The organism is Nonomuraea ferruginea (assembly GCF_039540635.1).
Classification (GTDB): Bacteria; Actinomycetota; Actinomycetes; order Streptosporangiales; family Streptosporangiaceae; genus Nonomuraea; species Nonomuraea ferruginea.
Genome location: NZ_BAABFD010000002.1, coordinates 666,928 through 688,878, shown reverse-complemented (window position 1 = coordinate 688,878; position 21,951 = coordinate 666,928). Strand labels below are relative to the sequence as shown.

22 protein-coding genes are annotated in these 21,951 nt (G+C 72.6%); 6 read left to right on the top strand and 16 right to left on the bottom strand.

What is annotated here, in order from left to right:
- Positions 1 to 42: 42 nt before the first annotated feature.
- The 3 genes from ABD999_RS06485 to ABD999_RS06475 all read left to right on the top strand — a co-directional run bounded on the left by ABD999_RS06485 (position 43) and on the right by ABD999_RS06475 (position 2,826).
- On the top strand, positions 43 to 576 hold the full coding sequence (locus tag ABD999_RS06485) for a SigE family RNA polymerase sigma factor (RefSeq protein ID WP_271280188.1): 534 nt from the start codon (positions 43 to 45) through the stop codon (positions 574 to 576).
- Complete coding sequence (locus tag ABD999_RS06480; protein WP_271280187.1) at positions 573 to 1,640, top strand: ABC transporter substrate-binding protein; 1,068 nt, start codon at positions 573 to 575, stop codon at positions 1,638 to 1,640. Before ABD999_RS06485 ends, ABD999_RS06480 begins: the two co-directional genes overlap by 4 nt.
- A gap of 193 nt (positions 1,641 to 1,833) precedes the next feature.
- A complete protein-coding gene (locus tag ABD999_RS06475; protein WP_345482618.1) occupies positions 1,834 to 2,826 on the top strand; it encodes an ArsR/SmtB family transcription factor in 993 nt (330 codons plus the stop codon).
- Here ABD999_RS06475 and ABD999_RS06470 read toward each other — a convergent pair.
- From ABD999_RS06470 to ABD999_RS06450, 5 genes are all read right to left on the bottom strand, one after another.
- A complete protein-coding gene (locus ABD999_RS06470) occupies positions 2,823 to 3,218 on the bottom strand; it encodes a RidA family protein (RefSeq protein ID WP_271280169.1) in 396 nt (131 codons plus the stop codon). The genes ABD999_RS06475 and ABD999_RS06470 overlap by 4 nt on opposite strands.
- Before the next feature lie 68 nt (positions 3,219 to 3,286).
- Complete coding sequence (locus ABD999_RS06465; RefSeq protein ID WP_271280168.1) at positions 3,287 to 4,207, bottom strand: LysR family transcriptional regulator; 921 nt, start codon at positions 4,205 to 4,207, stop codon at positions 3,287 to 3,289.
- Between the two features lie 12 nt (positions 4,208 to 4,219).
- On the bottom strand, positions 4,220 to 5,320 hold the full coding sequence (locus ABD999_RS06460) for an NAD(P)/FAD-dependent oxidoreductase (protein ID WP_271280167.1): 1,101 nt from the start codon (positions 5,318 to 5,320) through the stop codon (positions 4,220 to 4,222).
- On the bottom strand, positions 5,317 to 5,505 hold the full coding sequence (locus tag ABD999_RS06455) for a ferredoxin (protein ID WP_219544573.1): 189 nt from the start codon (positions 5,503 to 5,505) through the stop codon (positions 5,317 to 5,319). The genes ABD999_RS06460 and ABD999_RS06455 overlap by 4 nt, the downstream gene beginning before the upstream one ends.
- On the bottom strand, positions 5,502 to 6,680 hold the full coding sequence (locus ABD999_RS06450; RefSeq protein ID WP_271280166.1) for a cytochrome P450: 1,179 nt from the start codon (positions 6,678 to 6,680) through the stop codon (positions 5,502 to 5,504). The genes ABD999_RS06455 and ABD999_RS06450 overlap by 4 nt, the downstream gene beginning before the upstream one ends.
- Positions 6,681 to 6,868: 188 nt before the next feature.
- On the opposite strand from ABD999_RS06450, the gene ABD999_RS06445 reads away from it, so the two are divergent.
- Positions 6,869 to 8,032 (top strand): MSMEG_1130 family ribosome hibernation factor, encoded by a 1,164-nt coding sequence (locus ABD999_RS06445; RefSeq protein WP_271280165.1) that lies wholly within the window; start codon positions 6,869 to 6,871, stop codon positions 8,030 to 8,032.
- Positions 8,033 to 8,153: 121 nt separating this feature from the next.
- Positions 8,154 to 9,110, top strand: coding sequence for a cyclase family protein (locus ABD999_RS06440; protein ID WP_271280164.1), 957 nt, complete (start codon positions 8,154 to 8,156; stop codon positions 9,108 to 9,110).
- Positions 9,111 to 9,170: 60 nt separating this feature from the next.
- Here ABD999_RS06440 and ABD999_RS06435 read toward each other — a convergent pair whose 3' ends face one another.
- The 8 genes from ABD999_RS06435 to ABD999_RS06400 all read right to left on the bottom strand — a co-directional run bounded on the left by ABD999_RS06435 (position 9,171) and on the right by ABD999_RS06400 (position 19,225).
- Positions 9,171 to 10,448 carry an ROK family transcriptional regulator gene (locus tag ABD999_RS06435; RefSeq protein ID WP_271280163.1) on the bottom strand — a complete coding sequence of 426 codons (1,278 nt, stop codon included), beginning with the start codon at positions 10,446 to 10,448 and terminating at the stop codon, positions 9,171 to 9,173.
- Between the two features lie 22 nt (positions 10,449 to 10,470).
- Positions 10,471 to 12,297 (bottom strand): glycoside hydrolase family 9 protein, encoded by a 1,827-nt coding sequence (locus ABD999_RS06430; protein WP_271280162.1) that lies wholly within the window; start codon positions 12,295 to 12,297, stop codon positions 10,471 to 10,473.
- Positions 12,294 to 13,262, bottom strand: coding sequence for an N-acetylglucosamine kinase (locus tag ABD999_RS06425; RefSeq protein ID WP_345482617.1), 969 nt, complete (start codon positions 13,260 to 13,262; stop codon positions 12,294 to 12,296). The genes ABD999_RS06430 and ABD999_RS06425 overlap by 4 nt, the downstream gene beginning before the upstream one ends.
- Entirely contained in the window at positions 13,259 to 14,521 is a 1,263-nt protein-coding gene (locus tag ABD999_RS06420) for a 6-phospho-beta-glucosidase (protein ID WP_271277652.1), read from the bottom strand. Before ABD999_RS06420 ends, ABD999_RS06425 begins: the two co-directional genes overlap by 4 nt.
- On the bottom strand, positions 14,518 to 15,339 hold the full coding sequence (locus ABD999_RS06415) for a carbohydrate ABC transporter permease (RefSeq protein WP_271277653.1): 822 nt from the start codon (positions 15,337 to 15,339) through the stop codon (positions 14,518 to 14,520). The genes ABD999_RS06420 and ABD999_RS06415 overlap by 4 nt, the downstream gene beginning before the upstream one ends.
- Positions 15,336 to 16,301, bottom strand: a complete 966-nt coding sequence (locus ABD999_RS06410) for a carbohydrate ABC transporter permease (RefSeq protein WP_271277654.1) — start codon at positions 16,299 to 16,301, stop codon at positions 15,336 to 15,338. Before ABD999_RS06410 ends, ABD999_RS06415 begins: the two co-directional genes overlap by 4 nt.
- Positions 16,301 to 17,650: an extracellular solute-binding protein gene (locus ABD999_RS06405; protein WP_271277655.1), complete on the bottom strand. Its 1,350-nt coding sequence runs from the start codon at positions 17,648 to 17,650 to the stop codon at positions 16,301 to 16,303. Before ABD999_RS06405 ends, ABD999_RS06410 begins: the two co-directional genes overlap by 1 nt.
- Positions 17,651 to 17,836: 186 nt before the next feature.
- Positions 17,837 to 19,225 carry a hypothetical protein gene (locus tag ABD999_RS06400; protein WP_271277656.1) on the bottom strand — a complete coding sequence of 463 codons (1,389 nt, stop codon included), beginning with the start codon at positions 19,223 to 19,225 and terminating at the stop codon, positions 17,837 to 17,839.
- 215 nt (positions 19,226 to 19,440) lie between these two features.
- On the opposite strand from ABD999_RS06400, the gene ABD999_RS06395 reads away from it, so the two are divergent.
- Entirely contained in the window at positions 19,441 to 19,995 is a 555-nt protein-coding gene (locus tag ABD999_RS06395) for a hypothetical protein (RefSeq protein ID WP_345482616.1), read from the top strand.
- 84 nt (positions 19,996 to 20,079) lie between these two features.
- On the opposite strand, the gene ABD999_RS06390 is transcribed toward ABD999_RS06395, so the two are convergent.
- From ABD999_RS06390 to ABD999_RS06380, 3 genes are all read right to left on the bottom strand, one after another.
- The gene (locus tag ABD999_RS06390) at positions 20,080 to 20,322 is read right to left on the bottom strand and encodes a hypothetical protein (RefSeq protein ID WP_271277658.1); all 243 of its coding nucleotides are present in this window, start codon (positions 20,320 to 20,322) and stop codon (positions 20,080 to 20,082) included.
- A gap of 196 nt (positions 20,323 to 20,518) precedes the next feature.
- Positions 20,519 to 20,737, bottom strand: a complete 219-nt coding sequence (locus ABD999_RS06385; RefSeq protein WP_271277659.1) for a hypothetical protein — start codon at positions 20,735 to 20,737, stop codon at positions 20,519 to 20,521.
- Positions 20,738 to 20,863: 126 nt separating this feature from the next.
- Positions 20,864 to 21,859: an alpha/beta hydrolase gene (locus ABD999_RS06380; RefSeq protein WP_148032406.1), complete on the bottom strand. Its 996-nt coding sequence runs from the start codon at positions 21,857 to 21,859 to the stop codon at positions 20,864 to 20,866.
- Between the last annotated feature and the right edge of the window lie 92 nt (positions 21,860 to 21,951).

Sequence of the window (21,951 nt, the reverse complement as noted above, 5' to 3'; positions counted from 1 at the left end):
GGCGGCCACGGCGTCTGGGGGGTATCGACCTGAGGAGAGACGTTGGATCGCGATGCCGGTTTCCGGGCGTTCGTGGATGCTCACCAACGCCCGTTGATGCGCCTGGCCTACCTGCTCACCGGAGAGATCCACCTCGCGGAGGACCTCTGGCAGAGCGTGCTGGTCCGCATGATCGGGCGGTGGCCGAAGTTACGCCACATCGACAACCTCGACGCCTACGCGCGCAGGATCATGGTGAACCAGTACATCTCGTGGCGACGGCGGCGCGGTTCCGGCGAGGTGCCGAGCGCCGAGCCGCCCGAGCGCGCCTACTCCTGCGAGGACTCCGCCGTCCTGCGGATCGTCCTGCGCCAGGCGCTCATGCGGCTGACGCCCAAGCAGCGCGCCGTGCTCGTCCTGCGCTTCTACGAGGACCGTACCGAACGTGACGTCGCCGACCTGCTGGGATGCTCCGTCGGCACCGTGAAGAGCCAGGCGCACCACGCCCTGGCCCGCCTGCGCGCGCTCGCGCCGGAACTGGCGCCCAGACTGCCCGTTCTGGAGGACCCGGCCCGAAGTGAGGGGGCACGCCGATGACCTGGCTCGGAGAACAGCTCGGCCGCATCGCGGACGACATGCCGGAGCGCGACCTGGCCGCCCGGGCGATCGCCGTCCATCAGCGCAGGCGGCGCAACGTCATGGCGTTCGCCGCCGCCGCGGTGGTCGTCGTCACCATGATCGCGGTCACCGTCGCGGTGCGGGCGCTGCCCGGTGAGCCGCGCGCCGCCGCCCGCCCGTCCGCCCCGCCGGAGCTGCCGGTCATCAAGGTCGGGACGGTGCCGACCGTGGAGTCGGCGCCCGTGTTCGTGGCCCAGTCCGAGGGCTACTTCCAGGAGGAGGGCCTCACGGTGCAGCCGGTGGTCGTCACCGGCGCGGGGGCCGCGACGCCGCAGGTCGAAGTCGGCGCGCTGGACCTGGCGTACACCGACTACACCACCCTCTTCCGGGCGAACGAGAAGGGCAAGGACTTCAGGATCGTCGCCGGCCTGTACCGGTCCGCGCCGGGAGACCTCGCGATCGTCGTGAGCGCCAAGTCGAGGATCAGGACAGTGCGCGACCTGAAGCGCAAGCAGATCGCGATCCCGAACCTCGGAGGTCTCGGGCAGCTGACGGTGACGGCCGCGCTGAAGCGGGCCGGGCTGAAGCCGCGGGACGTCGTGATGGTCGAGAAGCCCTATCCCGAGATGCTCCACGCGCTGAACAGCGGGCAGTTCGACGCCGCCCTGCTGGCAGAGCCGTTCGTCACCGTGGGCCGCGAGCGCTCGCGGATCCTGACGGACGCGATCCCCCGGGAGTTCGCGGACCTGCACACCGCGGGCCTGGCGGCCACCGCCGAGTGGGTCCGGAAGCACCCGCGCACGCTGGCGGCTTTCCAGCGCGCGCTGGCCAAGGCGCGGCACCTGATCGCGAGCGATCCCCGGCAGGTGCGTGAGGTGGTGCCGACCTACACGAAAACCTCCCCCGAGGAGGCGGCCGCCATGACGTTCGGCTCCTATCCGGCCGAACTCGACATGACGGAGCTCAAGCGGGTCGCCGACCTGACCCACGCCCTCGGGTTCACGGAACGCCCGGTGGATCTCGGCGGTGCGGTCGGCGGCTGATCCGGCCTGAGACCCAGCCCGTGCCGCGTCGTATAGGAGGGTGGGTGGTCGCCCGATGCGAACAGAGCCCCGTCGACTGTCGTACCGCGGGATGGCCGAACAGGCCGCCCCGGGCGGGCCTCGTGGTCCGCTCACTTGAGCCCGCCATCAGACGCGTGATCGACAGGCGCTGGGTGCGGCTAGCCTCGGGCGCATGCCGCGCCTGGTGTTCTCCGACTCGGATCTCGGACGTGTCCGGTTCGCCATCATGCCCTTCCAGGAGACGCTGAAGGCGGCGCGCGGCCTCGGACTGCCGCAGCCGCCGCCCGGCCTGGCCGCCTGGCGGCACACCGGCCGGGCGGCGCTGCCCGCGGCGGCCCGGCCGGTGGTGGCCCTGTGCTCGGCGCACCCCAGGCATCTGCCCGACTTCCTGACGCCGCAGCCCGCCGCCGGCCCGATGACGTTCGAGGACGAGCTTCACGCGGCACTCGACGACCCGGCCGCGCCGGTGCTGCAGGACACCGCCGCGTTCGCCGGGGTGCTGGATACCGTCCCGCCGGTCGTCGGCACGCTGCTGCGCCAGCCCACCCGGGCCCGGCGAGCGCTGCGGGACGCGTTCGCGGCGTTCCACCGGGCGGTGCTGGCCGCCGACTGGCCGCGGCTGCGCGCCCAGCTCGCGGCGGACGTGGCCTATCGCGCCCGGCTCGCGGCGAGGCACGGGGTGGAGGCCATGCTCGCCACGCTCTGCCCTCCCCACGTGCGCTGGGAACACCCGTACCTGGAGTTCGCCGGGCCGGTCGCGCCCGACTACGCCCTCGGCGGCCGGGGGCTGGTCCTGGTGCCGAGCATGTTCCTGACCGACGGGGTGCACCGGCAGCTCAACGACCGGCAGCAGCCGATGCTCTTCTACCCGGCGCGCACCGCCGGGGCGTTCTGGCGCGACAGCGGGGGACGCGACTGGCCGGACGGACGCCTGGCGGGCGCGGTCGGCGAGCGCCGGGCGGCCGTCCTGCGGGCTCTCGCCCGCGGTTCCGGCCGCGGCACCGCCGACCTCGCCGCGGCGCTGGGCGTCACGCCGGCGACCGCCTCGGCGCACGTGGCCAACCTGCGGCGCGCCGGGCTGGTCGTCACCACCCGGGTGGCGCGCACGGCCCGGCACGAGCTGACCCCGCTGGGCTGGGACCTGCTGGACCTGAACGCCGGCTAGCCCTCGACGGCGATCGCCTCGATCTCCAGCAGCCATTCCTCGGCGTAGATGCCGGTGATGACGATGGTGAGGGCGGGCCGGTGGTCGCCGAGCACCTCCTGGCGGATGCGGCTGTTGGCCTCGCGATACCTGCGGTCGGAGAGGTACGTCGTGACCTTGGCGAGGTTGCGCACCCCCATGCCGGCCTCGGCCAGCACGGCGAGCACGTTGCGCCACGTCAGCCGGCACTGGGAGTCGAAGTCCTCCGGCAGCGGGCCCGGCCCGCCCCAGGGGACCTGGCCGCTGACGAACAGGGTGCGCCGGGCACCGGTCACCACGGTGCCGTGCGTGTAGTCGCCCGTCGCCGCCGGCAACGACGCGGGATCGACGGGCCGTACCAGAAGATCGTCCATGGCGGTGACCCTAGGAACCCGCCCGCGCGGGCCGCAAACCCTTCGCCGATCCGTCTAATCGAGACCCTTCAGGGCCGGGCGGCGTCGAACAGGAGCTGACGCAGCCAGGCCATGAAGGGGTGGTCACCCAGATGCGGGTTCCAGACCATGTCGATGCCCAGCCCGGGGATCGGGAACGGGAACTCCTCGATCCGCAGGCCGACGAGCGCCCGCATCTCCACGGCGACCCGGTGGCGCAGCAGGGCGACCCCGCCCGCCCGTCCGACCAGGTACGGGACGAGCAGGAAGTCGGAGACCCGCAGCCCGACCCGGTAGGGGACGCCCTGCTCGTCGAGCACCGGATACGGGAAGACCCGCCGCTCCGCGTCCACGACGACGTGCGGCTGCGTGGTCAGCAGGTCGAGCGGGCTCATCTCCGGCGGCGTGTCCGCCGAGGCCACCACCACGATACGGTCGTCGTACAGGCGCTCGCGCGGGTGCGGCGACGCGAACGCCTCGGAGATCAGCACGACGTGCACGCCGTGCTCGGTGAAGGTCGACTCGGCCGGCACGGTGATCGTGCGCAGGCGCAGCGTCGCGTGCGGCGCCCGCTCCGCCACCAGCCGCCCCAGCCGCGCGCCGAGGACGAAGGCCGTGCTGGTGGTCATCGCGACGGTGATGACCCGGCGATCGGTCGCCGGGTCGAAGACGGGCAGGCTGACCATGTCCGCGGCCTGCTGGAGCGTCGCCCGCAACGGGGCGATCAACTGCACGGCGCGCGGGGTCAGCGTGACGGCGTTGCCCTGCCGGACGAGGAGGTCGTCGCCGAGCAGGCGTCGCATGCGGCCCAGGGCGTGGCTCATCGCCGACTGGGAGAGCCCGACGCGCTCGGCGGCCCTGGTCACCGAGCGCTCCTCCAGCATCGCCAGGAGGGGCACCAGCAGGTTGAGGTTGACCGACGCCAGCCGATCCAGCCCCGAACCCGTGGTGTCCGCACCCTCGCCGCTCATCGTGAGGAAACTCTACGCGGCGGCCCGGCGCAGCCGCGGGATCGGGATCCGGTGGTTCAGCGCCACGGCCACACCGGCGCGGGACCAGCGCATCAGGCCCGGCTCCAGGTGCTCCGGCTCCCCGTCCACCGGGAGATAGCCCACCGCCTTGAGGCTGAGCCCGAACTGCTCGGTCCAGAAGTACGGCTGGAACCGCAGCGGCGGCGCCCCGTCCCCGCGCACGAGGGCGGCCGCGGCCACCTTCGCCTGCTCGATCGCGCTGTTCCACAGCGGGACGCGGCGCGGACCGTACGGTGTCGGGAACGCCGCCAGGTCGCCGACCGCCGCGACGCCGGGGCGGGCCAGCCCGCGCGCGCCGACCCGGACGACCCCGCCCGCGGCGAGGCCCGTGCCCGCGAGCCACTCCGTGTTGGGGACGTCACCGGCGGCAGACACCAGCAGCTCGGCCTCGACGACCGCGCCGTCGTCCAGGACGACGCGCACGCCGCCCGCGCCCCGCTCGACCCGCGCGGCGCCGGTCTCCACGACGGTGAGCCCACGCTCCCGCGCGGCCTCGCCGAAGACCCCGGCCAGGTACGGTCCCAGGTGCCCGATCAGCGGCACCCCCTGGGAGACGAGCGTGACCTCGCACCCCGCGACCAGGCACGCCGAGGCGATCTCCATGCCGAGCGGGCCGCCGCCGGCCACGACCACGGACGGGCTCGCGGCCAGCCGGTCGCGCAGGGCCAGCGCGTCGTCCAGGCCACGCAGCGTGTGCTCCTCCGGCAGGCCGGACAGCCGCCGCGCGCGGGCCCCGGTGGCGATCACGAGCCGGTCGTACGGCAGCTCGGTGCCGTCGCCGAGGGTGACGAGCCGGCGCTCCAGGTCGAGCCCGCGAGCCCGGACCCCGAGAAGCTCGGTCGCCCCGTGCGTGGCCGGCGGGAGCTCGTGGGCCGCTCCGCCGCCGTCGAGCAGGAGCGCCTTCGACAGCGCCGGACGGCTGTAGGCGGCATGCGGCTCGTCACCGACGACGGTCAGCTCCCCGTCGAACCCGCTCGCCCGCAGCGAGTCGGCCGCGGTGAGCCCGGCGACGCCGTTGCCGACGACGACGACCCGCCTGATCCGCGTACTCACGCGAGCCGCAGGGCCGCCACCGGGCAGACCCGGACGGCGGCGCTGGCCAGCGGGACCTCGGCGTCGCCGATCTCCTCGCGGTCGAGGACGAGCTCGCCGTCGTCGTCGAGGTGCATCAGCTCCGGCGCGGCCTCCTCGCACAGGCCGTGTCCTTCACAGCGGGGACGGTCGAGGACGATCTTCATACCGGGACCACCTCCAGGACGGGGAGCTCCTCGATGCTCCGGGTGACGTTGCTCGGCACCCGGACCTCGGGGCCGACGACGAGCCGCCGCACGCGGCGCGCCAGGGCCTCGATGACCGCGTGCGCCTCCAGCCGGGCCAGCCCCTGGCCGGCGCAGCCGTGCGGGCCGTAGCCGAACGACAGGTGGTCGGCCGGGTTCCGCTCGACCAGGAACGCGTCGGGGTTGTCGTAGTGGCGCGGGTCCCGGTTGCCGGCCCCGAACAGGATCGCCACCTGCGCCCCCGCCGGGACCACGACGCCGTCGATCTCCACGTCCCGGGTCGTACGACGCCCCCAGGCGTGCAGCGGTGCCCAGTAGCGGAGCACCTCGTTCAGCGCGGCCGGTACCAGCGACGGGTTCTCCCGCACCAGCGCGAGCTGGCCGGGGTGCGCGGCGAAGAGCGCGACGACGTTCCCGATGGCGGCGATCGTCGTGTCGACGCCGGCGCCAAGATACTGGTGGATGATGTGGCCGGCCGTGCCCGGCGGGATGTCGCCGCGCGCCTCGGCCTCGAAGATCCCCCGCCCCACCGAGCCGGGCGCCAGATCCTCGGCGGTCACGCCCGAGCACCAGCCGTACAGCTCGCCAGCGATGGGGAAGCTCTCCGCGGTGCGCCGGTTCATCGGCCCGATCACCTGCATCGCCGCCTGTCCCCAGCGCAGCATGTTGTCGCGGACGTGACCGGTGAACCCGATGAGATCCGCGACGACCTCCAGCGGGAATGCGCGGGCCAGCGCGTCGATGGCCTCGAACGAGCCCCGGTCGACCAGCTCCCCGACCAGCGCGTCGGCCTTGGCGTCGATGCCGGCCTTGAGCCCGCGCAGCGCCCGCGGCGACAGGTTGGCGGTCAAGGTCGCCCGCAACTGGGTGTGCACCGGCGGGTCCGAGGACAGGGACGTGCCGGTCAGCGCCTCGTTGACCATCGGGTTGAAGCCGATGGCCCCGGCGGAGGAGAAGCTCTCCCAGTCGCCCAGGGCGTTGCGGATCACGTCGTACCTCGTGAGCGCGTACACGTCGTTCGCCGGAAGGCGGACGACGCCTCCCAGGTCGCGCAGCGCCGCGTAGGAGGGGTAGGGGTCGACGAGCACCGTGTCGTCGAACAGGTCGAGATCGGAGACGGGGGCGGAGTCGGTCATCGTTCACCTCGGGTCGGTCATCGCGTAACCCAGTGAAGCGACCGGCGTCACATCAGGCAAACGCATGTTCTGTATGGACGGACATGAATGCGATGCATGGCGAATGCGCCAAACACCTCAAAACGGTGCGAAGCGGACACGTTCGGGTAGGGAGCAGCTCACAGCCACCGGGGGAAAGGACGAGAGTCTTGGCGGCCATCGAGGAACTGGATGACAAGGCCCTGCTGGAGCTGTCGGGGCGCACCGACGCGGCCGGGGTGCTGTCGGTGTACGTGAACGCCGATCCGGGCGGGGACCGGAACGCCGCGGCGATCGACCTGAAGAACCGCTACCGGGAGCTGCGGCGCCGGGTGGCGGAGGAGGGACCGGCGGAGCGCCGTCGCGAGGTGGTCGCCGCGCTGGACCGGCTCGGTCCCGAGGTGGAAGAGCTCGCCACACCCATCGAGTCCGGCCGCGGCCGGATCGCCTTCGCCGCGCTCGGCGACGACTGGGTGGTACGCCTGGACAGCCAGATGCCGGTGCCGAATCGGGTCGTGCTCGACGACGGCCCGTTCGTCCACCCGTTGCTGGAGTTGCTGGACGAGGGCCGGCCTGCCGGGGTCGTGCTCGTCTCCAGCGACGACGCCCGGCTGCTGGAATGGCGGCTCGGCCGCTTGCGGCAGGTGAGCCAGTTGGAACAGGAGGACCTGGAGGCGCCGCACGAGCGGGCCGGCCAGATCGGCGGTGGACCGGCGGGCCAGTACAACACGCCGATGCGGGAGCAGCGCAAGGCCCGCGAGCGGGCCTGGGCGCAGCGGTTCCTGGACCGGGTGGCGGAGACCGTCACGAACCTGACCGAGGAACGGCGGTGGGAGCGGATCCTCGTCAGCGGCGGCGATCAGTGGGCCGAGATCCTCGCCGGCAAGCTCCCGGAGCCCTTGCGGGACCGGGTGATCCGGGATACTCGCGTGCTCGCCGGGCTCGACGACCCGGGGCTGCTGGCAGCGGTGACCGAGCGGCTCCACGCCGAGCACACCGCGAGCGAGCGCCGGCTGCTCGAACAGGTCCTGGACGCCGGGCTGAGCAAGAAGGGCGCGCTGGGCCTGTCCCAGGTGGCCGGGGCGCTGAACGAGGGTCGGGTCGCCCACCTGGTCTACGACCCGGAGGTACGTTACGTCGGCTCGGTGGACGCCGACGGCACCCTGTACGCCGACACCGAGACCGGAGTCCGGCGGCACACGCCCGAGCCCCGGCTGAACGAGCGGCTGGTGGAACGGGCCCTCGCCACCGGAGCCAGGGTCAGCCCGATCGAGGGGGCCGGCGCCGGAGTCCTCGGCGACGCCGGAGGCATCGGCGCCCTGCTGCGATGGTGAGGCATGCGGCGGGCCCCGGGATCGTCCGCCGTCACGATTGACTCGCTGGTTCCTGAGGGAGCGAGCGGGATAGCCTGCCTGCGGTGTCTCCAACCACGCGACCGGAGGAGTCGATGCCGGGATGACGGCAGGGCGACCGGTGCCCACGCAGGACGACGTGCTCGGATACTTCGACACGCTGTCGAACTGGGGACGGTGGGGCGACGACGACGAGCTCGGCACGCTGAACCACATCACCGACGACGTCCGGCTGGCGGCGGCGCGGGCCGTGCGCCACGGCAGGAGCGTGTCATGCGCATGGGAGGTCGCCGTACCGGAGGACATGGAGCGGTCGACGACGACCTGCCCGTGCGCCGCCGACATGCCGGGTGCCGAGAACATGCCGGCGCCCGGATTCCGCAACGACCGGCACTGGGGCTTCTCGTCCGAGCGGATCGGCGTCACCTTCCACGGCAACGCCATCACCCACGTCGACTCGCCGTGCCACATCTTCTGGGACGGCACGATGTACAACGGGCGGTCGCACGCGCTGGTCGACGCCGCGACGGGCTCGGCGTGGGCGGCCGTCACGGCGGCGGCGAACGGGATCGTCACGCGCGGTGTCCTGCTGGACGTCGCGAGCGCGCGGGATGTGCCGTGGCTGGAACCGGGGCAGGGGGTGTTCCCCGACGATCTGGAGGAGGCCGAGCGTCGCCAGGGTGTGCGGGTGCGATCCGGCGATGCGGTGCTCCTGCGGACCGGCTACGGCCGCGTCCGGCACGAGACCGGTGCGGTCAGCGGTTTCACCCAGGCCGGGTGGCACGCGTCCTGCCTGCCGTGGCTGCATGAACGGGAGGTCGCGCTGATCGGCGCCGACACCCCCCAGGACGTTCTGCCATCGGGGTACGAAGGCGTGCTGATGCCGGTCCACGCCGTGAGCCTCGTCGCGATGGGTCTGTGGATGCTCGACAACTGCGACCTGGAGGCGTGCGCGACAACGGCTGCCGAGCTCGGCCAGTGGGACTTCCACCTCACGGTCGCGCCGGTCCGCTTCGCCGGCACGTCCGGCAGCCCGGTCAACCCGATCGCCACATTCTGACCGCGTTTCTACGACGAGGACGCTCAAGGACCCGGCCCAGGCCGCCGTACGCGGCAGCGGTCAGCGGCCCGCCTCGGCCGGGGCGCCGTCGCGGGCGTGGCCGAAGACCTCGTCCCTGACCCGGGCGAGTGCCAGGTCCAGCCCGCCCACCAGCACCGGGTTGCCGTCGACGGCGGAGAGCCGGACCTGCGGCCGGTCGACGTCGAGCACCCGCAGCTCGCGCTCGACGAGGTCGCGCAGCGGCTCGCCCCCGGCGGACATCAGGCCCCCGGCCAGCACCACGAGTCCCGGGTCGACGACCGCGGCGATGGTCGCCAGGCCGAGCGCGACCCGGGAGGCCACCGTACGCAGGCCCGCCGCCGCTTCCTGGGCGGCTCTCCCGGTGCCTTCGGCCAGGCGTGCCGCGGTCGCCACCGATTCGCGGAAGTCGGCCCCGCGCACCCCGTACGAGCGCAGCAGGTCCTGCAGCGCAGGCCCACCGGCCAGCGCCTGGTAGCCGTGGTGGCCGAACCGGCCGCCGTCGCGGGCCGTGGCCGCGCCGGGGATCGGCATGTAGCCGACCTCGCCGGCGCCGCCGAAGAAGCCGCGGTGCAGCCGCCCGCCGATCACCAGGGCGGCGCCCAGCCCTTCGCCGGCCCAGAGCAGCACGAAGTCCGGGCAGCCGGCCGCCGCCCCGTGCGCCTGCTCGGCGAGGGCGGCGAGGTTGACGTCGTTCTCCACGTCGACGGTGACGCCGAGCCCGGCGGTGAGCGTGGGCACCAGATCGGGGATCTGCCAGCCGGGCATGTCCTCGGCGGCGGCGTGGTCGAGCCTGCCGGTCGTGGGGTCGACGGCGCCCTGCACGCCGATGACGACGCGGCGCAGCGGCCCTGGTGGCCGTGCCGCCTCCACCGCCGCCCGCAGCCGCTCGACGAGACCGCCCCCCTCAGACAACTGTACGGGGGAAGACGCGGGAAAGGGTGCCGGTGAAGACGCGGGTGAAGGTTCGGGGAAAGGCGCGGGGTAGTCGGCCTCGCCGACGACGGCGCCGGTGATGTCGGCCACCCGGACGCCGATCCTCCCCGGGGTGACGTCCAGCGCGGCCACGTACGCGGCGGCGCCGTTGACCCGGTAGACCTCGGCCGTGCGCCCGGCCTGGCCCGTGCGGACGCCGTCGTTGACGACCAGGCCCGCCTCCTGCAGGCGGGCCAGGAGCTGGAACGCCGTCGGCTTGGACAGGCCGGTGAGCCTGCTCAGCTCGGGGCGGGTCAGCGGGCCCTTCTCCAGCAGGATGCGGAGCGCGGCGCGGTCGTTGATCGCGCGCATCAGCCGCGGCGTCCCGTGGACAGGGGGCTTCACGTCACCTCCGGGGTGAGCAGCGTCACGTCAACGTGAGAGCGTACAGGGCGATCGCCGCGAAATCGTCGGCCGGTTCGGAGGCCTGCCAGGAGCGCACGTCGTCGACGAAGCGGCTGCCGTGGCCGGTGAACCGCTCGTAGCGGTCGGTGCCGTCCGCCGGGCAGGGCGGCATCTCCTCGAAGTGCCCGCCGAGGCCGTCCTCGAACAGCCCGGCGTCGTTGGGCCCGTTGACGACCGCGCCGGTGGCGGGCCTGCCGGTGATGTTGGCGATCTGGTGGTGCGGGCAGGCGATCGCGTTCTCGCCCACTCCGGCGACGAAGGACACGCCCCACGGGTTCGCGCCGAGCGCCCAGTTGCGCTGCGCCGTGCCGAAGGCGTCGTAGGAGCGGTCGCCGGTCACCGACCGGTACAGGTGCGCGGTGGCGGCCAGGCCGAAAGCATGCGGTACGGAGTCGAACGTGTCATAGAGAGCCCCCGCCCGGAACGGGTCGGCGGCGGCGCGGCGGGCGCCGAGGTCGAGCTGGGCCCGCAGCCCGGCGACCAGGTCGGCCTCGGTGACGGCGAGTCCCTCGGCCCGGGAAGCGCGGATGGCCCTGATCAGGTCGGCGTGGGCCAGAGCGCTCACGTCGTAAAGGTTGAGCGTGTCGCCCTGCTCCTCGTCGAGGTAACCGCGCGCCCAGCGGGCCGAGTCCGCCAGCCACCGTCCGGCGCGCGGGTCGCGCAGGCGCTGCGCGGCCAGGGCCAGCTCGGCGGCGCCGAGCTGCATGTCGTCGCGCCACACGCTCTCCGGGTAGAAGGCGTGCGGCAGGGAGGTCACCAGCCGGTCCACGCCGGTGGTCCGGGCCATCGCGTAGACGGACGCGGCCTGGTCGAGCAGGCGGGCGGCGCGCGCCCTGGACGGTTCGAGCTGGGCGGCCAGCGCGAAGGCGGCGGCAGTGCGCCCGGCCAGGTTCGGGCTGATCGGCTCGCCGGGATCGGCGGCGCGGAAGACCGGGCGGTCGCGGATGAACTGGTGACCTTCGGCGTCGTCGCCGTCGTCGGCCTCGGGCAGCCGCCAGATGTCGTGGTCGCCGACGAACGTGCCCTCGGCGTCGCCGGCGCCGATGCCGACCTGGATGTAGAGCGTCTTCGACTCCTCATCCCACATCTTGTCCAGATATTTCAGGCCATGAGCTGCTTCCTTCCTCAAGGCCGGGCTGCTCGCGCCGTCCCGCTGGGCCGCCCACAACAGCGTGTCCACGTACGCCAGGATGTGGGTGAACTTGAGGTAGTCGCCCGCGTCGAACCAGCCGCCCTCGACGTCGACCGGGCCGCCGATCCGCGTCAGACCGCCCTTGATCTGGTCGGTGTCCGGGCCGGTGAACTCGGGCCACGCGTAGACGGAGGCGGCCCGGTCGTTGAGATGGCTCGGCCGGCGCACCGCGTCGGCGCCGTCGCGCTGCAGGCCGAGGAAACCCAGCACCTTGGCCGCCGGGTTCCGCGACGGCGCGATCTCGAACTCGGCCGACGTCGCCCCTCCCGCCTTGATCCGGTAGCGGCCGGGCGTGCGCAGCCGGGTCAGGTCGAGGTCGTGGACGTGCGGGTAGCGGCTGTTCCAGGCGCCCCGGTCAGGGCCGGCCCGCCCGGTGAGCACCGTCCGCCCGCGCCCGTCGACCACGGTGAAGCGCCCGGCGGGGCCGCTCGTCATCAGGTACGCGTGCTTGCTCTCGCCCGGCAGGTAACCGACCTGATCCACCCGGATCAGCCCGGTCGCGTCGGCCTGGCGGGCGGGCTGGTCGGTGGCCGCGGCGGGACCGTTCACGGTGGCCAGCAGCGCCAGCGCGAGCGCGGCGGGGATCAGCTTCCTCACGTGCTCCTCCTGAAGTGTTCGCGAACTCGGGTGTGCGCGGCCTCGGCCGCGCCGAGCAGGTCCAGCCCGGCCAGGGCGGCGCCCGCGACCGGGGGAAGGGCGGTGACGAGGACGCGCGCGTGCGGCGCGCTCGCGCCGAGCGAGGTCTCGATCAGTCCGTGCAGGTACGGGTCGCGCGCGGTCAGCACGCTGCCGCCGAGCACGACCTCGGCGGGCGTGTCCAGCAGGCCGAGCCGGTCCAGGCACACCCTGGCCATCACCGCGACCTCGTCGGCCTGCCGCGCGACCAGGCCCCTGGCCACGGCATCGCCGCCTGCCGCGACGGCGAACAGGCCCGGCACCAGTTCGTGGAGCCGGGCCGGGTCCAGCTCGCCGAAGTGCAGGGCGAGCACCACCTCCGTGACGCTCGCCGTGCCGAACCGCGTGCGGACCAGCTCGGCCAGCGCCGTGTCCGGGCCGCGCCCGTCCTCCGCGCGGGCGGCATGCCAGAGCACGTGCTCGGCCAGGTCCTCGCCGCCGCCCCAGTCGCCGCTGCGCCTGCCGAGCGCGGGGAAGCGGGCCACCTCGCCGGTGGGGGAGACGCCGGCGGCGTTCATGCCGGCCCCGCACACCACGACGACGCCCCACGGCCGGGACGCGCCCGCGCGCAGCACCGCGAAGGTGTCGTTGGCCACCGACACCTCGCCCGCGCACCCGCGCGCCAGGAACTCCGCGCGCAGCGCCTCCTCCTCGCGCGGGAAGTCGGCGCCGGCCAGGAAGGCCGCAAGGACGTCGGCGTACGGCGCGGCCATGCCGTCGCGCAGCGCCAGGGCGGCGCGCTCCACCACGTCGGCCGCGGCGCTCACTCCGGCGCTCTGCGGCACGAACGGCCCGGCCCGGCCGGTGGCGAGCACGGTGCCGTCCTCGGCCACCAGCGCGAGGTCGGTCTTGCTGTTGCCGCCGTCGACCGCCAGGATCGTCCTCAACGGGTCCCCGCCCAGGGCAGATGCGCGCGGTTGGCCTCCAGCAGCAGCCCGGTCAGCTCGCGCGCCAGATGCTCCTGGCCGACGAGCGGGTGGGCGAGCAGCGCGTCGGCGACCCGTTCGCGCCCGCCGCGCAGGGCGGCTTCGAGGGCGAGCGTCTCGTACGCCGAGACGTGCGCGACGAGCCCGGCGTACAGCGGCTCAAGAGGGGCGACCGGCAGCGGCTCCGCGCCCGAGGCGGTGATCCTGGCGGGCACCTCGACGACCGCCTCGTCCGGCAGGAACGGCAGCACGCCGCCGTTGCGCGCGTTGACGACCTGGACGTCGCCGCGGTCGCCGAGCAGCGAGGCGATGAGCGCCACCGCGGCCTCGGAGTAGAACGCGCCGCCCCGCTGCCCCAGCAGCTCCGGCTTGGCCGTCACCGCCGGGTCGGCGTACAGGGCCAGCAGCTCCCGCTCGATCTCCGCCACCCGCGCCGCGCGCGACGGCTCGGTCCGCTGCTCGGCCACCACCAGGTCGTGAGCGTAGAAGTAACGCAGGTAGTACGACGGCACCGCGCCCAGCCTGGTGATCAGCTCGACCGGCAGCCCGACGTCGGCCGCGATCTCCCGGCCGTGCTCCCGGATCAGGCCGGGGAGCACGTCCTCGCCGTCCAGGAGGACCGACCGCACCCAGGTGAGGTGGTTGAGCCCGGCGTGCCCGAGCGACACCCGCGACGGGTCGGCGCCCAGCGTGGCCGCGAAGCGGCGCTGGAAGCCGATCGCCACGTTGCACAGCCCGATCGCGCGGTGCCCGGCGTCCAGCAGCGCCCTGGTGACGATGCCGACCGGGTTGGTGAAGTCGACGATCCACGCACCGGGGGCGTGCCGGGCGACCGTCTCGGCGATGTCCAGCACCACCGGCACCGTCCGCAGCGCCTTGGCCAGCCCGCCCGCGCCCGTCGTCTCCTGGCCGACGCAGCCGCAGCGTGGCGGCAGCGTCTCGTCCACCTCGCGCGCCGCCTGCCCGCCCACCCGGAGCTGCAGCAGCACGACCGCCGCCCCCTCGACCCCCGCCCGCACGTCGCCGGTCGCGGTCACGGCGGCCGGGTGCCCGGCCGCCCGCAGCATCCGGCGGGCCATGCCCGCCACCGGTTCCAGCCGCTCCGCGGCCGGATCGACCAGGGCGAGCTCGGTCAGCGGCAGATCCTCCCTCAGCCGGGCGAACCCGTCGACCAGCTCCGGCGTGTACGTCGAGCCGCCCCCGACCACGGCGAGCTTCAACCCTTCACCCCCGTCAATGTCACGCCCTCGATGAAGACCCGCTGGGCGAAGAGGAAAACGATGATCACCGGGGCGGTCACCAGCAGGGTGGCGGCCATGGTGAGGTTCCACTGCACGCTGTGGAAGGCCTTGAAGGTGGCCAGCCCGAGGGACAGGGTCCACCCCTCCTGGTCGACCCCGGCGTACAGCAGCGGCCCGTAGTAGTCGTTCCAGCAGTAGAAGAACGAGAACAGCGCCACCGCCGCGATCGCGGGGCGGGCCATCGGCAGGATGACGCGGAACAGGATCCGCACGTCCGAGCAGCCGTCCACCTTGGCCGCGTCGGTGTAGTCGCGCGGGATCGTGATGAGGAACTGGCGCAGCAGGAAGATCGAGAACGCGTCGCCGAAGAGCATCGGCAGGATCAGCGGCCACAGCGAGTCCGTCAGGTCCAGCCGCGCCCACACCAGGTAGATCGGCACCGCCACGACCTGCGGCGGCAGCATCATCGCGCTGATCACCACGAGGAACGCCGCCTTGCGGCCGCGGAAGCGGAAGCGGGACAGGGCGTAGGCCGCCGGGATGGACGACACCAGCATGAACACCGTCGCCAGCGACGCGTACAGGAACGTGTTGAGCGTCCAGGTGAGCAGCTCCGAGCGGGCGAAGACGTCGGCGAAGTTGGCCCAGTTCCACTGTTCGGGCCAGAGCCGGCTGGTGAGAGCCTGCTCGTCCGTCATGAGCGCGGTCAGGGTCACGAACGCGACCGGCCCGAGGAACATCAGCGCCAGCGCGATGGCCAGCGAGTGCTGGGCGACCCACATCAGGCGGCGCCTCACGACGTCACCTCCGCCTTGCCGAACTGACGCAGCAGGATCAGCGTGAACAGCATCGCGACCGCGAACAGCAGCAGCGCGTGCACGCACGCCAGCCCCATCGACCAGTCGCGGAACCCGGTGTGGAACAGGTGCTGGGGCAGGGTGAGCAGCGAGCCGTCCGGATAGCCGGGGGTGAACGTGGTGCCGGCCGAGTCGGTCGCGCCGGACGCCACCCGGGAGGCGATCACCGCCTGGGTGAAGTACTGCACGGCGTAGATCACGCCGGTGACGGCGGAGAACATCAGCACGGGGGAGATCGTCGGCAGCGTGATGCTGCGGAACTGCCGCCAGGCGCCCGCTCCGTCGATCGCGGCGGCCTCGTACAGATGCCTGGGCACGTCCAGCAGCGCCGCCAGGAAGATCATGATGGTGTTGCCGGCGCCCCACAGGGCGAGCAGGGTGAGGCTGGGCTTGGCCCAGGCGGCGCTGCCGAACCAGTCGGGGCCGGCGATCCCGAACCAGGCCAGCAGCTGGTTGACCGGGCCCGTCGCCGGGTTGAGCAGGTAGACGAAGGCGACCGTGCCCGCCACCATCGGCACCAGCGACGGCAGGTAGAAGATCGTCCGCAGGATCCCGCCGCCGCTCTTCAGCTTGGCCAGCAGCTGCGCCACGCCCAGCGCGAACACCACCTGGGCCGGGACCATGAACACCACGAGCCAGAGGGTGTTCAGCGCCGACTGCAGCACGCGCGGGTCGGAGAAGGCGTAGCGGTAGTTGTCCAGGCCGATGAACTCCAGCGTGAACAGGTCGTACCGGTGGAAGGAGAAGTAGACCGTGGACAGGAGCGGGTAGACGAAGAAGACCGCCACGCCGGCGATCCACGGCGACAGCCACAGCAGGGCGCGCAGGCCCTCGCCGGGCCGCCGGCGCGACGGCCGGGCGAGGGCGTGCCCGCGCCGCGCGACGTGGGTGGAGGCCATCATCAGCCCCCGGACAGCTTCAGCTTGTCGTCGATCCGCTTGTCCACCCCGGCCAGCCCGGCGTCGAGGTCCTTGACCGCGCCCTTCTCCCACTGGATGAGGAAGGTGGAGAAGGCGTCCTGGTTGAAGACGCTGTTGACGCTGGCCGGCATCGACGTCGTCTTCGGGTGGTTGAAGATGTCCAGGAACGTCGCGAAGTTCGCGTCCTTGGCCAGGTCCGGGTGCTCCATGGCGGCCTTGGTGGTCGGTACGTTGCGCAGCGCGTTCGACAGCGTCACCAGCGACTCGGTGTCTGTGGTGAGGTGCTTGACCAGCTCCCAGGCGTGCTGCGGGTGCGCGGCGCCCCTCGGCACACCGATCACCGTGCCGGCGGTGAAGCCGCTGCCGTACAGCTCGGGCTTGTCGTCGGCGACGGGCAGCGGGGCGGTGCCGTAGTCCAGGTACCTGGCTTCGGGGTCGTTGGCGATCATGGCGTTGCGCCACTCGCCGTCGAGGATCATGGCGACCTTGCCCTCGAAGAACGGGTGCTCGGCGCCCCACTCGTCGCCCAGGCCCTTGCGGAACTTCTCCAGCTTGTCGTAGCCGTACCAGTCGACCAGCTCCTTCTGCCACCGCAGCAGCTGTTTCCACGCCGGGTCGGAGCCGATGGCCGAGGTGCCGTCGTCCTCGTACCACTTCGCGCCGACCATCGGGCCGAGGTGGCTGGGGGAGTTCTCGTAGTACTGGAAGCTCGGGATGAACCCGGCGACCTCGATGTTCCCGTCGGCGTCGCGGACCGTGAGCTTCTTGGTCAGCTCGGTCAGCTCCGACAGGGTCTTCGGCGGCTGCTCGCCCTTCATCAGCGCCTTGTTGTAGTAGAGCCCGTACGCGTCCGCGAGCAGCGGCATCGTGCACCGCCTGCCCTCGAACTCGGTGTAGGCCCGGGCCGCGGCCGGGAGCACGCCCAGGTCGATGCCGTCCTGCTCGATGACCGCGGTGAGGTCCTGGAACGCGCCGCTCCTGCACCACTGGGCGACGTTGTCGGTGGTGAACGAGGCCGCCACGTCGGGCGCCTTGCCGCCGCGGATCGCCTGGGTGATCTGGGCGTCCTGGATGCCCTTCTTCGTGGTGACCTTGATCTGCGGGAACTTCGCCGTGAAGCCCGCGACCGCCTCCTCGAAGGCCTTCGTCTCGACGTCGGTGGAGAAGCCGTGCCACAGCTCCAGCGTGGCGGGGGGCAGCGCGGCGGCGGCGGGGCCGGTGCCGCTCGCGGCGGGCCGGGCGCCGAGCGACGGCGGTGCCTCCTTGCCTGCGGTGCATGCGGTGAGCGACAGGGCCAGCAGCCCGGCCGCCACGAGAGGGACGAAGCGCACGAGAGTCTCCTATGAGCTGGTGTGGGGGGTTACGTCGTCCACCAAGAGATAGTAAAGCTTCCTAACTTAACGGTGACGGTAAGCGGGCAGCCCGAAGCGGTCAAGGCCCGAAACCAACTCGTGACGCCGCTCAAGGCGAGCGGTACGGAGCGTCAAGGGTAAGAATGTTGACTATCGAGAGGCCGGTCAGCTGATGACGAGGAAGTCGGACCCATCAGCGGACCGGCGCAGCCGGCCGACGGCGCGGAAGAAGCGGCGCCCGTGGGGATAGCCGGTTTGCAGCCAGCCGTCGGACCGGGTGATGCCCGCTTCCTTGAGGTCGTGCCGGATACGGTCCGCGAGCATCGCGGCGACGGCCGGGCCGTGGCTCGTGCGGGTGATCTGGAACTCGGTGAACCTGCACGAGTCGGGCGCCGGCTGCTGGAACTGGACCTCCACCGCGCCGAGCACGTCGCCGGCGGTCACCTCGCCGAGCGGTCGCCTGCTGTGGTGCCAACGGTAGAACTTCCAGAACCGCTCGTCGTCCATCGGCCCCGCCTCGCGCACCCGTACCCGGCCGTCCTCGTCCATCACGGCGATGTAGAGCACGCGGTTGTCAGAGCACGGCTTGTCTCTGAAGTGGTGGCGCGAGCAGAGAGGATCCCAGTGGTAGGCGAACCACATCAGCGACGCGGCGAGATCGGGATGGCCGCCGGCCCACCGGTCGTCGAAGAAGAACCACTGCTCACGTGTCTCGCCCCATTCCGCGATGAGCATCTGGACCACATGCTCGTCCACGTGGATGACCGTGCCTTCGCGGCCGCGGGCGGTCCGGATCAGCTCCAGCGCCGCCGCGTGGGAGCTGAGGTCGGCGAGGTAATCGTCCGGCGGCTCGGCATAGCCGGGCCATCGGTTGCAGCGCTCCAGCGCCGCCGCGATGCCGTCCTCGTCCGGCGCGATCAGCGACCGTAACACCATCAGTTCCAGCGGCCATTCGCCGGTGGTGCCCAGCGAGCGCAGCGCGGCGGCGAACTCCGGGAGCCGGATGCCCCGGAAGGCGTAGGTGTCGTCCCGTCCGATGCTGAAGTGCCTCGCCCTGCAGGTGAGCAGGACCGCATAGACGGTGCCCGTCCCGGACGATCCGGCCAGGTCGACGGTCTTCCACGGTGGTGTGAACCCGCCGGCGGGGGTGTTCACGGTCGCGGGCAGCGGCCCGTCGTGCACGGCGTAGGACCAGAGGCCCGGGTTGGCCGCCACGGCGGAGTCGTCGACGAGGTAGTACGCCACCTCATACCAGAGGGAGTCGGCGAGCACGCGCACGCTCCGGGCGTCGACGTTGCACTGCTGGAGTTCCGACACCCGGGTCCGGGCCAGGGTGCGCAGTTCCTCCATGCTCCGCGGCGGTGCGCCGCCTTCGAAGAGGGCCGCGAGATACCAGACGTCCGTGCCCAGTTCGCGCTCGAACCACTCGTGCGGGTCCCCGGCGGTGGCGTCCTCCCATACGTCATGGACCCACTCCAGCACCGTCGGCTGGGGCATCCGCCACACGCGCTTGCCGAGAACGCCCTGGTCCCATGAGCGGTAGATCAGGTACACGGTGGCCTGCCCTGGAGATCGCCGGAAAGGCGATCTTAACCGTGCGGGTAGTCGCCGGCCGCTTCCTGGAACGCCGGGGGATCTCCACGCGGGCGTATCAAGATCGGCAGGAGGCGTTTCTGGACCCGGCCCGGCGGCTCGGCGAGGATGAGGCCATGGCGGAGAAGCGATCAGCACGGCCGAAAGGTGGCCCGGACTGGACGGCCGTGAGCGCTATGGCGACCGCGGCTGCCGCCGTGGTCGCCCTGGTCGCGTACCTGATGCCGCAGCCCCCGCAGCCCGGTCCGGAACCCACCCCCTCGGCCACCCAGTCCTCACCGGATCCCGCGCCCACCTCGCCCGCACCGCAGACCTCGAGCCCTCCGCCCGAGCCCAGCACCCCCGAATCCAGCACCCCCGAATCCAGCACCCCCGAATCCCGCACTCCCGAACCGCCGGTGCCGAGCTCCACCCCGGTGGCCGAGGATCCCCCCGCAACGCTGTCAGCGGTCCGGCCCGCCGGCTGCGACGAAACGGAGACGGCGCTGGCCACGTACCGCCGGGACGCCGGGACCACCCGCGCAGGCCAGGCAGCCGCGGCCCGCCAGGCGTACCAGGACCTGATGGGCGCGGGCCTCGACGCGCAAGGAGCGGTGGGCGCGACCATCCGCCGGCTGGCGGACGAGTTCCAGGAGCTGAACTTCCGCCTGACCGGTATGACGGGCGGCGATCCCAACCAGGTGATCGCGGATATCAACGCGGACTTCGCCGACCTCAGGAGACTGTGCTGACCTGACGGCAGGTCGCAGCCCGCACTGGCCGTACGCGGAGAACGCCCCCGGCATCACTACCGGAAGCACTCTCCCTTCTGAGGGCTATGGCTGAGGACGTTGGATGCCGTAGTGATCGAGCAGCAGGCCCACGCCGTATTCGAGACGGACCATCCGTTCGTCCATGCCGGTCATCCGCTCGTCCATGCCGGTCAGTCGTTCGTCCATGGCGGCGAGCCGATTCGTATGCTCCGCCTGAACCGCTTTGATCTCGGCGAGGTCCCGGCCGGTTTGGAAAGCCCAAGACTCCAAGGCGCTCACACGCTCCTCCGTGCTCTTGGTGCTCAAGTCGATCTCCCTTACCGTGGGGGCAGGGACCTGGCTGATGACCGCAGTCAGGTCCCGGCTGTCGTCAAGGTTAGTCGGTGCCTGGCTGGTCGCCGAGAGACCACGAGGCGGCAGTCCGGTGCGGTCGCTCGGCGACCGTCGCCGGGCGCCTGAGGTAATGAACACTTTACCCAACGTGACGACAAGCTCGGGCGCGTCACCGCCTGCTGCGCCGCTTGGCGGTATACGGCAGGACGAACAAGTACAGGCCGGTGGGCAGGAGCAGGGCAAGGGGCAGGAGCGGCACGTAGTAGATCCACTCGGCCGGCCCCTCCTGCCCCGCGACGGCGATGGCGACGACGGTGACGACGACGGTCACCGTGAAGGTCATGGACAGCCAGCGGTGCGCCCGCCGGACCCACGTGTTCCCGTTCATGGCTCTCCTTGCGAGACGAGAGACCCCGCTCCGGTGAGCGGGGACATCCATGACGATCACGCTAGGCGCGGCGCGGTGGCCGCCGCTTCTCCGTTCCTGACCGTTCAGCTGGGCGGCGCGGGCGGCTCAGGGGGCGAGGATACGGCGGAGCCAGCGCATCCGGGGCACACCGGCGTCCTGCGAGATCGCGGCGTGCGGGACGATGCCTTCGAAGCCGTGGAACCCGCCCGGCCAGACGTGCAGCTCGGCCTGGCCGCCGGCCTGCCAGATGCGGGTGGCGTAGGCGACGTCCTCGTCGCGGAAGGTCTCGGCCGAGCCGACGTCGATGAACGCCGGGGGCAGCCCCGACAGGTCGGTGGCCCGGGCCGGGGCCGCGTAGGGGGAGACGTCGGGGCCGCCGCGCCGGTCGCCGAGCAGGGCGGTCCAGCCGATCTCGTTGGCCGCGTGGTCCCAGATGCCGAGACCGGCCATCTGCAGGGACGAGGGGGTGTCGTTGCGGTCGTCCAGCATCGGGCACATCAGCATCTGCCCCACCAGGGCCGGGCCCTCGCGGTCGCGGGCCAGCAGGGCCACGGCCGCCGCGAGCCCGCCGCCCGCGCTGCCTCCGGCCACGAGGATGCGGGCCGGGTCGATGCCCAGCTCGGCGGCGTGCTCGGCGGTCCACACCAGGCCCGCGTAGCAGTCTTCCACCGGGGCCGGGTGCGGGTGCTCGGGCGCGAGCCGGTACTCGACCGACACGAGCACCAGACGCAGCTCCTGCGCCACGTCCAGCAGCGAGTCCAGGCCGACGAGCCGGTTCCCGCCGATCATGCCGCCGCCGTGGATGTTGTAGATGGCCGCCAGCGGGGTGGTGGCGCCGGTGGGGCGGCAGATGAGCAGGGTGACGTCGGGCGCTCCGGCCGGGCCGGGCACCTCGCGCTCCTCCACGTCGAACGCCCCGCCGCGGCTGAGCTGCTCGGCGGTGGGCACCGGCATCAGGGCCGAGTTCGCGCGCAGCGCGGGGATCTCGTCCAGCGACGTGAGCGGGGGCATGTGCTGCTGGATCAGGGTCAGGGCCGCGCCGAGTTCGGGGTCGAACGGCACCGGCGCGGCCGGCCGGGCGGGGGACTCGTCGATGCTCATCGGAGAACCTTTCGGTCGGACGTCGCGGCCGACTTGCCGCTGGGACCATGGTGGCCACGGCCGGGCCGGTGGATCGACCGCCAGATGGCGGG

Bases quoted from the DNA above. Each gene is read 5' to 3' on its own strand.
- ABD999_RS06480 (WP_271280187.1), top strand. From the start codon at position 573: ATGACCTGGCTCGGAGAACAGCTCGGCCGCATCGCGGACGACATGCCG.
- ABD999_RS06475 (WP_345482618.1), top strand. From the start codon at position 1,834: ATGCCGCGCCTGGTGTTCTCCGACTCGGATCTCGGACGTGTCCGGTTC.
- ABD999_RS06470 (WP_271280169.1), bottom strand. From the start codon at position 3,218: ATGGACGATCTTCTGGTACGGCCCGTCGATCCCGCGTCGTTGCCGGCG.
- ABD999_RS06465 (WP_271280168.1), bottom strand. From the start codon at position 4,207: ATGAGCGGCGAGGGTGCGGACACCACGGGTTCGGGGCTGGATCGGCTG.
- ABD999_RS06455 (WP_219544573.1), bottom strand. From the start codon at position 5,505: ATGAAGATCGTCCTCGACCGTCCCCGCTGTGAAGGACACGGCCTGTGC.
- ABD999_RS06450 (WP_271280166.1), bottom strand. From the start codon at position 6,680: ATGACCGACTCCGCCCCCGTCTCCGATCTCGACCTGTTCGACGACACG.
- ABD999_RS06440 (WP_271280164.1), top strand. From the start codon at position 8,154: ATGACGGCAGGGCGACCGGTGCCCACGCAGGACGACGTGCTCGGATAC.
- ABD999_RS06410 (WP_271277654.1), bottom strand. From the start codon at position 16,301: ATGATGGCCTCCACCCACGTCGCGCGGCGCGGGCACGCCCTCGCCCGG.
- ABD999_RS06395 (WP_345482616.1), top strand. From the start codon at position 19,441: ATGGCGACCGCGGCTGCCGCCGTGGTCGCCCTGGTCGCGTACCTGATG.
- ABD999_RS06385 (WP_271277659.1), bottom strand. From the start codon at position 20,737: ATGAACGGGAACACGTGGGTCCGGCGGGCGCACCGCTGGCTGTCCATG.
- ABD999_RS06380 (WP_148032406.1), bottom strand. From the start codon at position 21,859: ATGAGCATCGACGAGTCCCCCGCCCGGCCGGCCGCGCCGGTGCCGTTC.